We start from the raw sequence: 12157 nt of genomic DNA, 5'->3' as shown, positions 1-12157 counted from the left end.
TTATGTCACGATACATTTTTCCGTGGGCTTACGGATTTACCACGTTGCTGGGGGCGCCGCTCATGTAGGACTTCACGTTTTCCACGGTGCAGTCCATGATGCGCTGGCGGCTCTCCTTGGCCCCCCAGGACATATGGGGCGTGATGATGCAGTTCTTTGCCTTCAGCAGAGGGTTGTCCCCGCGGATGGGCTCGGTGGATACCACGTCCAGCGCGGCGGCTGCCACCTTGCCGGAGTTGAGGGCGTCCGCCAGGTCCTGTTCCACCACCATCTGACCGCGGCTGTTGTTGATGATGATGACGCCGTCCTTCATCTTGGCGATGTTCTCTTGATTGATAATCCCGGTGTTAAAGGGGAGCAGGGGCATTTGCAGACCCAGTACGTCAGACTGGGCAAACAGCTCGTCCAAAGAGACGTATTCCACACCCAGGGCGTGCGCGGCCTCGGTTTCCCGAGCGTCATAGGCAGCAACCCGCATACCAAGGGCCTTAGCGATCTCGGCGGTATGGATGCCGATGCTGCCGCAGCCCAGCAGGCCATAGGTCTTGCCGGCCAGCTCAACGAGAGGATAGTCCCAGTAGCACCAATCGGGGCAGTTCTCCCACTTGCCCGTGTAGACGGTATCGCTGTGGTGGCCGATGTGATGACAGACCTCCAGCAGCAGGGCAATGGCGAACTGGCTGACGGAGCGGGCCCCGTACACCGGCACATTGGACACGCAGATGCCCTTTTCTCTGGCGCAGGCGGTGTCGATGACGTTGTAGCCGGTGGCCAGCACAGAGATATATTTGATGCCGGGGCAGGCGTCAAAAATCCGGCGGCTGATGGGGGTTTTGTTGGTAATGACGATTTCGGCATCGCCAATACGGGCGATGATCTCCGCTTCGTCGGTGAGGCTGGTGCGGTCGTAGACCGTTAATTCACCCAGGTTGCCCAGGGAATCCCAGCTCAGGTCGCCGGGATTTTCCGTGTATCCATCCAGTACCACAATCTTCATAAACATGCTCCTTGATACCCTTTTTTATAGTCTTTGATGCAAAATTCTTAAAAGCGCGGCTCCGAAAAAGCGGCATACGCCTTCTCCGATGAAGCCTTTTTGCTGTTACACGCCGCTCAGATCATCATCGGCCATGCAGAGATGGACGGCGCCAACCTGGAAGGTTTTAGGCAGAGCCAGAATATTGGGATTGGGGCCGACGTATTTTCTCTTTGCGTCTGCCAGGGCCTCCTCAAAGGTGGCGCGGGTTTTCAGGCCCATGCCGCGGGCGATGCCGGGTTCCTGCGCGCCGACGATATAGATGGCGCTGGTGTTCATCTCGGCGATATGCGCGCAGGACATCATGGAAAAGCCATGGAAGGGATGGAAGGCATTGGCAAAGCGGTACTTGCGGATATACTCCTGGTTGGTGGCAAAGTACTCGCCGTAACGGTTCATGTCAGGCAGGATCTGCATATAGTCATGCTGGAAGAGCTCGTACAGCTCGCGGAGATATGGCCAGCGTTCGTCGTGAAAATAACCGTTGCAGACAGAAGAGCAGATGATGACACAGTTTTCCTTCATAACCCGCTTGTGGCGAATGACCTGAGCGGACAGGGCCTGCATCATCTGGATGGGGTTGGTGCCCATGCCGTTTCCGTAGTGGAAATCCTGGGGCATGCCGAACACCATCACGTCATACTTTTCTTTGGCAAAGGGGACGTAGGTGCGCTTGTTGGCTGACAGCCAGCTGACGGGCTGCATCTCTTTGGCGTAACCGCTGTAAATGGCGATCTGGCGGGAATGGGTGTCCAGGACTGCGTCGCAGCAGAAGAAGGGATGTCCCATCTTCTCCTCCATATACATGCCGATCTCATCGAATTTGGTACGCATGAGGGAGTGTCCGGAGACCGGCGTAAAGTCGGAACGGTGCATGACCTGCGGCACATGATGGCTGGCGATGGAGCGCCAATGGGTGATGCCGGTAGAGCAGTGCTTATAGCCGCCGGAATAGCCGCCGTAAGGATTGCCCTGTGTGTGGCCGATGAGAATGGGGACATCACACTCATAGACGTACTTGTTCATCAAAACAGGGTCGCCGTGGGGGGTTGTGCCCAGATTTACCATATGCGCATAGTCCTCGCTGTCGTGCGAGGTGATCTGGCCGGAATCGTAGAACTCGCTGAAGAGTTCATCGCCCAGGATCTTCTTCATTTCGGACGTGGTCGCCCGGGGATGAAGACCGTTGGAGATCATGAACAGAATGTCCTTTTTCTCCACGCCGGCGGCATACAGCTCACTTAAACAGGCCCGGACGGCGACCTTTCGGTGGCTGGTAGGCTGCACGCCGCCCTTAACAATATCGGGGATGACAAATACCACGGTGCTTCCCTTGTGAGCCAGCCTGCGCAGGGGTTCCATTCCAATGGGATTGCGGATGCTCTCCAAAGTGGCGTTGTACAGAGTATCCCAGTCTTGAGGCAGGCAGGGAGGGTCTTTGACTGTCTCGCCGGGAATGAACACGTCCGTGCGGTCCGGCAAATCGGCGCTCATCAGGCCGTGGCCATACTCAAAATGAAGTTTCATATGCCGTTCTCCTCTGTATTTGGATTGTATTGGGACCTGTCCTCAAAAGACGAAGGTGCGGATTTCCTCGAAAGCCGTGCGTTTGGGTTTTGTGAACAGGTCTTTGCGGCGGGGCGGTTTGCCGTCTCTTCGCACGGCTTGTCCGGCTTGGTCAAAAAAGATTCCCTTTGCTGTCAAAGGTCCAGCCGTACGGCTCTGTCAAGATCTCTAGTTGGGGATTTTGTTCAGCCTCCGCCAGAAGCGCCGTGGAGATCTCGATCTCTGCGATGTGCAGCGTATTGGGAATCCGGACCACGCGAATGCCCGTATCAGCGGTTTTGCCGCATGTATAGACCGCCGCCTTCAGCGCCAGCTCGTCGCTTCCGAGAATCACCGGTATTTTGCCGCCGGCGAGGGAACGGGAGGTAATGGAGTTGGGATACATGGCGTCCAAATCCAGCTTGTCAAACGCCCGCTTTGTGGAAAAATCCGCAAGTCCAATTCCGACCCCGTTGCCGTGGGTCTCGTCGCTCAGGTCCAGCACCACGCGCCGCTGTACGCGGGGTTTTAGTTTCAGGCGGGGGTTTCCGGATATTCCGGTGATGTTCGGGTCCATGCCCGGTCCGCTGAAATTCTTTCCGATCCTGTCGACCACAAGAACATCCAGATTGTCAAACGGGATTTTGGGCATGGACGCCTTGGCCTCCGCCTGAAGACGCTTCTCCCCCTCCGGAATCTCCTCCGCAGAGAGGGCGGCCACCGTTTTGATCCGATCCACGGCGTTTTCAACTGTGGCGATGCCAAAGAGGACGTTGGCGTTTTGCAAAACCGCCGAGCCGAAGGCGAGGACATTGTGGGGCATGTCATCCATGGGGAGCTTGTGGCATATCGCCGCGCCGATATTTTTTCCCAGACCGATGGTCATCATTTTCATGAGACCGCTCTCGTATTCGCCGCGAAAATTGGTATGGGGCTTCACCCGGTTTACAACAACAATGCCGTCCGCCTCTGCGGCATACCGGTCAATATAAACCGGATAGCCGTCCGTATTGGTCCCGATCCGCACCACCTCCATGGAAGAGCGAATCGGAGCTCCCACGGCTTCCTCGGTAATGCCCAGGCTCTCCAGCATTCCCGCCTGCCCCTCGGCTGTGCCGCCGCCGTGGCTGCCCATAGCCGGGATCAGAAAGGGGCTTGCTCCCATGGCCTTCAGTTCTGTTACGATTGCCCGCATCATCTCGGGATACCGGTCGGTGCCCCGGCTGCCGGCTGTGATCGCAATGTTCATGCCCGGCAGCACCTTTTGGCGGATTTTTTCCTGACGGAGCGCCTGGCGGACTGCCGCCGCAAGGTCCGCCACCTCTGTTTTGTCAAAATTCTGCCGAATGCGGACCATCGAGGGGAGTTCCGCATCTTGGATCAGCCTCCGGATAACGCCGTTTTTATCCCACCGGCTGTCTCTGAGTTTCCCGCTCATAACCATTCCTCCTCCGGCGCCAGACGCGGATCGTCCCGCACCCGCCTGCGGCCTTACTGATATTGTCCCTTCATGTACCGCGCGATCAGGTCGGGGTCGTTCGCTGAGGCCATCATGGACATCTTTTTTGCCTCCTCCCTGCTGAGGGTCCGGCACCGCTCCAGCACCTCCCGGAGGTGTTTTCTCGGAAACTTCACCGCGCCGTTCTCATCCATGTGGACGATCTCGCCGGGGCAGACATCCATTCCGCAGATCTCCACAGGGACGTTGACCGCTTTCACCGCCATGGGACCGTGACCGGCCGGCGTGCCTGTCAGCATATACTGCACGCCCAAGGAACGGATTTCGTCCACATCCCGGGAGGGACCGTCGGAGATAATGCCCACGCAGCCCACGGACTTAAATGCCGTGGCCATATTTCCGCCGCAGAGCCCGACTTTTCCCTTGATACGTTCCGGAAAATCCTGTTTGATGAGCAGGATCACCGGCTTGGGGGAGTCGTCAATCGCGTGAAGAATGTCTCCCAGAACCGGGCCGGCTTTGACTGCGGCGTCCGGCAGGCCGTAAACGCACGTTACAGCGAAGCCGCAGGTGCGTCCCAGTTCCGGATACATCACCCGCAGACGCTGGTCCGTGTACCAGCCGCACTCCCAGGGAGCATACAAATTCAGACAGGTGGGCGCGCCGGGATAGGTTGCCACCACGTTGGTGATTGTAGGCGTGTCAAATTCCTTTAGGGCCTCAATGATCTCCAGTTCTTCCCGCAGGGACGGCGTTTTACCGCTCATTTGGCTACGACTCCTCTCTATAATTTCAGAAAATATCTCAGCGCTTGTGTCCATAGCCTCGAACGCCGTCCGGCAGGAGCGCGCGGGAGGAAAACTATGCAAATAAGCTGCGGAGCATGATTTGCAGATCTGCTCGGAGCGCTTCTGTGAAAATTTTCCTTGACCGTCGGCCCTGCCCAGGCCGGCATTTTTTGGCATACATACAGGCTCTTACTTCAGGGAATCCGCCCGCTCACGCATCTTTTTTCCGTCGTTTTTCCAGAACTTCTCCAGCACCTTCAGCTGGTCGCCCAGAGAGAAGTGTTTCACGCCCAAAGAGATGTAATACTCTGCCGCCTCAGGCGTGGGGATCTCACAGCGGGGGTGAACGCCGTGCCGCAGCGCCGTCTCGATCATCTTCCGCTCGGCGGCCTTATACTCCGCCTCATACTCCGCGCGGTTTTTCCCGGCGCTCATGGAGTAATCCGATGGGCCAAACTGCACCATGTCCACGCCGGGAACGGAGCAAATCTCCTCGATGTTCTCCATGGCCTCTTCCTTCTCGATCATGAAGCACAGCACGATGTCGTCCAGCCGCTTTACGTGGTCCATCTGATCAATGTGAGACTGGGTTCCGATATACCGGCGGTTCGGATAGCCGAAACGGCCCCGGCCGAGGCAGTCCGGTTTCATCATAGCAACGCTCTCACGCACCTCCTCGGCCGTATGATGGTCTGCGAAGTTGATGGCCTGGAAACCCGCGGCCACCGCTTTTTGGGCGACATAGCCGCGGTTCTGAAAGTCCACCTTAATCATGGAGCCCATGCTTTTCAGCTCGGCTGCCCGGGCCAGATTTTCCAGGTCCGCGTGGGTAAAGGGGGCGTATTCCGCCACAAATTCCATATAGTCGAAATTGCCGGTCTCGCCGATGACCTCCGTATAGAACGGCCAGGTGCTCCAGATGCGGGTGGAGGTGGTGGGCTGCTGCCGGCTTAAAAGCTGTCTGATTTTGTTTTCTTTCATACTCTGTACCTCCGGTGTATCAATATAGGTTATCAGCAATATAGGGTCTTGTATGATAGATGGCGAAGAAGATCCTCGCTTGGGCGTTTCGCCATCTTTCAAATATGGCCCAAAAGGGCGTTCTCTTTATTTTACAAAGCAGTCGGCGAATTCCTCATGCAGCACTGCGTTCAGCTGTTCCCAGACCTCTCCGCTGGGACGGCGCAGGGGGCTGACCGGAGGACCGGCGTGAAGGCCGACGATATTGGCCGCCTCTTTGGCAATGGTAGGTCCGGGGGCCAGACCCAGGACCTTTTTGAATTTCATGAATTTTGCCTGATACCGTTCCGCCTCCTTAAGATTCCCCTCCACAAAATTTCTATAAATCCCCACCTGATTGCCCGGAAGCGCATTGGCGGGACCGGAGACCGCGGCGGCGGCGCCCAGCTTGAAAGCGTCCAGAAAAAGGCCGTCAATTCCCATGATGACTTGAAAGTCCTCGGAATTGTATGTCATGTATTGGCGGAACAGCTCCAGATCTCCGCTGGAATCCTTGATGCCCGCAATGTTGGGAAGCTCCTTCAGGCGGCCCAGCAGCTCCGGGGAGATGCACAGCCCCGTTCTGGGCGGAATATTGTAGAGCAGAATGGGCAGGGAGCAGTTTTCGGAGATGATACGGTAGTGCTCGTATATGTCATCCTGTGTGGGCGCAATGTAATACGGGGTGACCACCGCCGCATAATCGGCTTTTTTGCTCTCCGCCATTTTGCAAAGGCGCAGCACTTCCCGGGTGCTGGGAGCGCCGCAGCCGGCCACCACAGGGACCCGTCCGGCCGTCTGCTCCATAATGACATCCAGAATATGGGCCTTTTCCTCCAGAGTATACGCGGTAAATTCACCGCAGGAACCCAGAGCAAAAATGCCGCCGATCCCATTTTGAATGCCGTTTTCAATGATTTCACGGATGCCGTCGTCGTTGATGGAACCGTCCTCATGGACAGCGGTCAGCAGGGCGGGGATAATACCTCTCAGCTGTTTCATCTGTTCAACTCCTTTATTAATACGGAATTTTCGGGCTCAGATACAGCCCGTTATGGTAATCACACCGGAAAAGATCATAAATAAGCAGACGCAGAGTTTCATCATCTTCACATTGATGTATGCCAGCTGTCCGGTGCCCAGGCGTTTTCCGATCAGAGATGTGCCCATTCCCAAAAGCGCCAGCGGCACCATCTCCGCCGGCATGACGCCGCTGATAAACCGGGCGGAAATGGTAAAGAACATGCTGAGGCCGAAAAAAACCTGTAGCGTTCCGATGTATGCCTCTTTGTCATCTCCGGAAACAGAGAGGAAATAGAGCGCCATCGGCGGACCGCCGATACCAAATAGTCCGGTCCCTATTCCGGACAACACGGAGCAGACCACTGTGACCGCCCGGCTGCGGGGCAGGCGAATCCCTCCGGCCTTTAAGCCGCAGAGATGATAGAGTCCCAGGATGGCCAGAAAAAACGCGAAGCAGAGCTTCAGCTTCTGCGTATCCAGCGTTCCTGCGAATAATACCGCCGGCACACCGCTGAGCACGTACAGCAGCGCCGGCAGCCATACCTCTCCCCACAACACATGCCCGCGATACTGCCAGGCGAGAATCAGAATCCCCGCATAGACAATGATGCTGGACAAGCTGGATGCGTTCAAAAAGGGCAGAAACAGGGGGAGAAACTGCATCAGAAACACTGCGCCTCCAAAGCCGATGGTCGCGGTCAAAAATCCCGCGCCCACAGACAGGAGGGCTACCGCCAAATACAGCAGCGGCATAGTCACAGCGTGTCCCGAAGGGCGGAAAAACGGCTGCCCTGCTCCGTCCAAAAGTTCTTCAGAACTTTCATCTGATCGCCTACGCAGAAGTGCCGGACGCCCATGTTCAGGTAATAGGGCATCTCTTCCATGCTGTCGATGTGGGCGCGAGGCTGGACGCCCATCCTGAGCGCGGTTTCAAACACGTGCCGCTCTGCCTCGCGCCACGCATCCCTGTGGTCCGCCGGATTCCATCCGCGGGTGATGCAGTAATCATTTGCTCCGAATGTGACCATATCCACGCCGTCAATACCGCAGATCTCCTCAACCTGTTCCACGGCGCTCTGCTTTTCAATCATAAAGCAGAGAACAACGTCTTTTAGTCTTTGCACGTGGGACATACAGGGGATATGGGACTGCATTCCGATAAAGCGCGCGTTGGGATACCCAAAATGGCCCCCGCTGCCCGGACCCTCCGGACGGACCATGTTCACAGTCTCACGGACCTCATCGGCGGTGTGATGATCGGAAAACAGAACGGACTGGAAACCTGCCGCGACGGCCCGCTGGGCCACATAGCCCCGGTTCATGAAATCCACTTTAATCATGCTTCCCATACCATAGAGCTCCGCGGTCCGTGCCAGATTTGCCAGCTCCTCCTGAGCGAAGGGAACATATTCCGCCACAAATTCAAAATAGTCAAATGTCCCGATATTCCCCAACGACTCCAGGTAGCCCGGCCAGGTGCTCCACATTCGGGTGCTGATGGAGGGCTTCCCTGCATTCAAAAGCGCGCGCAGTTTGTTCTCACGCATCATAATCACATGACCTCCCTATGTATATACAGCCTGACACAGAATCAGCGGACTTGCTCTCCGACCTGCCTGTTCAAAACCTCGATCACATAGCCCAGCTCCTTCGTGGTGTCAAAATACGCCCAGGTCTTGCCCAGATTTTTGCCCACGGCGGAGCCGTACTGTATGCACGCGATCCCTTTGGATTGAAAGAAGTCCATGGCGTCGTTCAGGGAATCCACTTCGTATTTCAGGTGATGGATTCCCTCGCCCTTTTCCTGCAGGAAATCCTTCCATACGCTCTCGCCCTCCACCGGCTCAATGAACTCCACCTCGGAGCTGCCCATCTTAACAAAGCAGAAGCGGGCGGTAAACCAGTTTTTTTTGCCGTAATAATAGAGCTGAACATCCTCTTTTTTCATTTCCTTGGGCGGAAAATCTGTAATGCTGTACTCAGTAAAATCCTCGATGCGCTTCATCCGCTCCAGGGTCTTTTCAATACTGCGGACCACCACGCCCACGTGAATATAGCTGTTCAGATCAATCTTGCTCATAGCATATCGTCCCTTTCAAAACTATTAAATCAGTCCTCGCGAAGCTTGTCGAATTTTTTGTTCTTGCGCATTGCCAGAATAAGAGACAGTGCCGCAAGGATTAGGAATGCCAGACTGATGGGATTTGTGACAAAGATGGCGTAGCTGCCCTTGGACAGCATCAGCGCTTTTCTCAGGTATCTCTCCGCGGTGGGGCCCAGAACGAAGGCCAGCACCATGGGAGTCGTAGGATAACCGTTCTTCGTGGCGAAGAACGCGATGATGCCGAACAGAAGCATGACCCGCACGTCAAACATGGTATTCCGCAGCGCAAAGGTACCGGTGAGACACAGCACAGTCAGAATGGGCACCATCAGCCGCATGGGGATTTTGGTGACGTTGGAGAATGGCTTAATCAGCAGTTTTCCCTGGATCAGCATGAAAATATTGACTAGAAACGCGCTGAGGATCAGTGCGTAAACCAGATTTCCGTTCGTTTTGAACAGCATGGGGCCGGGTGTCAGATTCTGCATCATCAAGGCGCCCAGCATGACCGCGGTAACTGTGTCACCGGGAATGCCCAAGGTCAGCAGGGGAATCAGGGCCGCGCCGGTGACGCCGTTGTTGGCGGACTCGGAAGCGGCGACGCCCTCCAGACTCCCTGCGCCGAACAGCTCCGGATGCTTGGACCGCTTTTTGGCGGTGTCATAGCTCAGGAAGGACGCGATCACGGAACCTGTGCCGGGGATTGCGCCGATGACCACGCCGATCAGGCTCCCGCGGATAATAGAGGGAGCGCACTCGCAGAGCTCTTTTTTCGAGCAGTAGCCCCTGAGCGTATCTGTAACCTTTTCGCCCGCTTCGTCAATGCGAAGAACCTTAAATAAGATCTCGCCGATGGCAAAAAGGCCGATCAATGCGGTGACCAGGTCAATGCCGCCGGTAAAACCGCGAATGCCAAAGGTCAGCCGTTCAATACCGCCCACCGGGTCAATTCCGATGGAGGCCAGCACCAGGCCAATGCCTGCCATGGACAGGCCCTTCACCAGATCTTTGCTGCACAGTGAGACAATGATCGTCAGGCCGAACAGGCAGAGAGAGAACATGTCCGGCGCACCAAATTTCAGCGCATATTTCGCAATGGTAGGCGCGAAGAACAGCAGACAGGCGGCGCTGACGACTCCGCCGGCAAAGGAGGCTACCAATGCCATATCCAGAGCCTTGCCCGCTTTGCCTTGGCGTGCGAGGGGGTTGCCGTCCCACGCGGTGGCGGCGGAGGCGGGAGTGCCGGGCGTGTTCAGCAGGATGGCCGTGATGCTGCCGCCGTAGATGCCGCCGAAATAAACCCCCAGCAGCAGAACGATGCTGGGAACGGTGTCCATGGCAAAGGTCAGCGGGAGCATCAGAACAACGCCCATGGTGGCGGTCAGGCCGGGCAGCGCGCCGATGACGATGCCAAAAAACAGACCGAGGTTCGCGTACAGCAGGTTTGATATTGTAAATACATTCGGCAGCGCATGGAGAACATAGTCTGTCATAGCTTGCGTACCTCCTTAGAAAAGCGACGGCAGCGGAACATACAGGAATCTGGTAAATCCGATATACACTGCTGCGACCAGGGCGAAGGTAATCAGATAATAGTACCAGCGTTTCTCCCGAAAGAGCAGAAGCATGCCGGCACAGAGCAGACAGTAGGTGACGACATAGCCCAGATACTTCACAACGAATGTGGCCGCGAATGCCATGGCCATTACAGCCGCCAGCACCCAGTATTGCCTCGCCAGACGCTGACAGATCCCGCCGAAAGGCGGTCTTGCCGCACCGGAGGGAGGCTCTGGCGTCCCGGCATCCCGTGCCCTTTTGTTCCGCAGCGCTTTCATGCACATCTGCAGCAGATTCGGCAGCAGGACCAGCGCGCAGGCGGCATAGGGAACAAAGCGCGGGCCAAGCCGGTCGGCCTGAACTGAGTTGTCAATCTGGCCTGGGATAATGAGAATTATCAGGATCGAGACGGCAATCATAAAGATATTCGGTGTAATCGATTCTTTTTTCACTTTATCATTCATAAACAGCCCTCATTGCTGAATCCAAATATCACGATATATCGCGTTCAACGACATGAACTCGTTTCTCAAAGAAGGGCTGCACGGCGATATGCAGCCCTTCTCTGAACTGTACGCGTTTTGGGTTGGTTAACCAAACATGGTCTTGAACAGCTCGCTTTGATCCAGTACCGCCTGACGGAACTCCTCGCCGCTCATGGGCCGAACCTGATGGTTGGCGCCCTCGGCATATGTCATGTAGTTTCCGCCCTCCTCCAGAATTCTCAGGAAAGCGGCCTCCAGGTAGTCGCGGATAGCGGGGTCCAGGCCGTCGGGAGCGATGTAGCCCTCCAAAACGGCCAGCGTGAAATCGACGCCCTGCTCGCTGAATGTGGGCAGCTCGGGGAACTTTTCGGGACGCTCGCCGGTGGCGACGGCGATGATGGCAAAATCGTTGGAATCCATATAGGGCTTTGCCTCATGGGGGTGCATGAACGCGCAGTTTACTTCGCCGGAGAGCAGGGCGGGGATCAATTCACCGGAACCGTTGTAATTGACAATGTTGTAGTTGGAGAGGCCCTTTTCTTCCAGTTCGGGAAACAGTGCTTCGGCGCCGAAGGCAGGAATGGACCCGGCGGCGCCGGAAGTGCCGACGGTCACTTCAATATTGTTGGCTGCCACATAATCGAACCACTCCTGCAGGCTGCCGACACCCCAGACGGCGGGAACGGCGAGCGCCATGGGCTTTTCGCCAACGCCGCAGATGAAGGAGAAATCGTCGATGGAATACTCCACATCCCGCAGCAGAGGCTGCGCGGAGAAGACGCCGGAAGTGGAGTACAGCAGGTTATAGCCGTCGTTGGCATAGTCCACGGCCTCGGCAAAACCGATAGTGCCGCCGGCGCCGTCGCGGTTGGTGACGTTCATGTTGACGCCGATAAAATCAGGGGCGTCGGCGGAGATGGCGCGGGTCAGCAGGTCGGAGCCGCCGCCGGCGGGCCATGCGACCATCATGGTAATGGGCTGAACAGGATAGTCCAGCGCGGGCTCTGCGGACTGGGAGGGATCGGCGGAATTGCCGGCAGGGGCATTGGCGTCAGGCGCTGTCGCCGCGGGTTTGCTGCCGCAGGCGGCGAGGGAGAGAGTCATGGAGAGTGCTAAGGCAAGCGCAAATAACTTCTTCATTTTCTTTCCACCTTTTTGCAT

General features: G+C 56.5%; 12 protein-coding genes. All 12 read right to left on the bottom strand.

Annotation, left to right across the window (positions count from 1 at the left end; genetic code table 11):
- Positions 1–28 precede the first annotated feature (28 nt).
- The 12 genes from C816_RS18865 to C816_RS18810 all read right to left on the bottom strand — a co-directional run bounded on the left by C816_RS18865 (position 29) and on the right by C816_RS18810 (position 12136).
- Complete coding sequence (locus C816_RS18865; protein WP_016324009.1) at positions 29–997, bottom strand: D-2-hydroxyacid dehydrogenase; 969 nt, start codon at positions 995–997, stop codon at positions 29–31.
- Between the two features lie 105 nt (positions 998–1102).
- Entirely contained in the window at positions 1103–2563 is a 1461-nt protein-coding gene (locus tag C816_RS18860) for a lactate racemase domain-containing protein (RefSeq protein ID WP_016324008.1), read from the bottom strand.
- A gap of 151 nt (positions 2564–2714) precedes the next feature.
- A complete protein-coding gene (locus C816_RS18855) occupies positions 2715–4019 on the bottom strand; it encodes a nickel pincer cofactor-dependent isomerase, group 22 (protein WP_016324007.1) in 1305 nt (434 codons plus the stop codon).
- 53 nt (positions 4020–4072) lie between these two features.
- A complete protein-coding gene (locus C816_RS18850) occupies positions 4073–4807 on the bottom strand; it encodes an RraA family protein (RefSeq protein WP_016324006.1) in 735 nt (244 codons plus the stop codon).
- A 210-nt stretch (positions 4808–5017) separates the two neighbouring features.
- Positions 5018–5809, bottom strand: a complete 792-nt coding sequence (locus C816_RS18845; RefSeq protein WP_016324005.1) for an HpcH/HpaI aldolase family protein — start codon at positions 5807–5809, stop codon at positions 5018–5020.
- Between the two features lie 126 nt (positions 5810–5935).
- Positions 5936–6829, bottom strand: a complete 894-nt coding sequence (locus tag C816_RS18840; protein WP_016324004.1) for a dihydrodipicolinate synthase family protein — start codon at positions 6827–6829, stop codon at positions 5936–5938.
- 36 nt (positions 6830–6865) lie between these two features.
- Complete coding sequence (locus tag C816_RS18835) at positions 6866–7603, bottom strand: sulfite exporter TauE/SafE family protein (protein WP_016324003.1); 738 nt, start codon at positions 7601–7603, stop codon at positions 6866–6868.
- Positions 7604–7605: 2 nt separating this feature from the next.
- Positions 7606–8400: an aldolase/citrate lyase family protein gene (locus C816_RS18830; protein ID WP_016324002.1), complete on the bottom strand. Its 795-nt coding sequence runs from the start codon at positions 8398–8400 to the stop codon at positions 7606–7608.
- Positions 8401–8441: 41 nt separating this feature from the next.
- Positions 8442–8930, bottom strand: coding sequence for a VOC family protein (locus tag C816_RS18825; protein WP_016324001.1), 489 nt, complete (start codon positions 8928–8930; stop codon positions 8442–8444).
- A gap of 29 nt (positions 8931–8959) precedes the next feature.
- Complete coding sequence (locus C816_RS18820) at positions 8960–10447, bottom strand: tripartite tricarboxylate transporter permease (protein ID WP_016324000.1); 1488 nt, start codon at positions 10445–10447, stop codon at positions 8960–8962.
- Positions 10448–10462: 15 nt separating this feature from the next.
- On the bottom strand, positions 10463–10975 hold the full coding sequence (locus C816_RS22105; RefSeq protein WP_016323999.1) for a tripartite tricarboxylate transporter TctB family protein: 513 nt from the start codon (positions 10973–10975) through the stop codon (positions 10463–10465).
- 126 nt (positions 10976–11101) lie between these two features.
- On the bottom strand, positions 11102–12136 hold the full coding sequence (locus C816_RS18810) for a tripartite tricarboxylate transporter substrate-binding protein (RefSeq protein ID WP_016323998.1): 1035 nt from the start codon (positions 12134–12136) through the stop codon (positions 11102–11104).
- Between the last annotated feature and the right edge of the window lie 21 nt (positions 12137–12157).

Origin of the sequence: Oscillibacter sp. 1-3 (genome assembly GCF_000403435.2) — a bacterium.
GTDB lineage: Bacteria > Bacillota > Clostridia > Oscillospirales > Oscillospiraceae > Oscillibacter.
Note: the sequence above shows the minus strand (reverse complement) of the source record. Positions and strands in the feature narration are given on the sequence as shown.

Coding starts and splice junctions, on each gene's coding strand:
- C816_RS18865 (WP_016324009.1), bottom strand. CDS start 997: ATGAAGATTGTGGTACTGGATGGATACACGGAAAATCCCGGCGACCTG.
- C816_RS18850 (WP_016324006.1), bottom strand. CDS start 4,807: ATGAGCGGTAAAACGCCGTCCCTGCGGGAAGAACTGGAGATCATTGAG.
- C816_RS18855 (WP_016324007.1), bottom strand. CDS start 4,019: ATGAGCGGGAAACTCAGAGACAGCCGGTGGGATAAAAACGGCGTTATC.
- C816_RS18825 (WP_016324001.1), bottom strand. CDS start 8,930: ATGAGCAAGATTGATCTGAACAGCTATATTCACGTGGGCGTGGTGGTC.
- C816_RS18810 (WP_016323998.1), bottom strand. CDS start 12,136: ATGAAGAAGTTATTTGCGCTTGCCTTAGCACTCTCCATGACTCTCTCC.
- C816_RS22105 (WP_016323999.1), bottom strand. CDS start 10,975: ATGAATGATAAAGTGAAAAAAGAATCGATTACACCGAATATCTTTATG.
- C816_RS18835 (WP_016324003.1), bottom strand. CDS start 7,603: ATGCCGCTGCTGTATTTGGCGGTAGCCCTCCTGTCTGTGGGCGCGGGA.
- C816_RS18840 (WP_016324004.1), bottom strand. CDS start 6,829: ATGAAACAGCTGAGAGGTATTATCCCCGCCCTGCTGACCGCTGTCCAT.
- C816_RS18860 (WP_016324008.1), bottom strand. CDS start 2,563: ATGAAACTTCATTTTGAGTATGGCCACGGCCTGATGAGCGCCGATTTG.
- C816_RS18845 (WP_016324005.1), bottom strand. CDS start 5,809: ATGAAAGAAAACAAAATCAGACAGCTTTTAAGCCGGCAGCAGCCCACC.
- C816_RS18830 (WP_016324002.1), bottom strand. CDS start 8,400: ATGATGCGTGAGAACAAACTGCGCGCGCTTTTGAATGCAGGGAAGCCC.
- C816_RS18820 (WP_016324000.1), bottom strand. CDS start 10,447: ATGACAGACTATGTTCTCCATGCGCTGCCGAATGTATTTACAATATCA.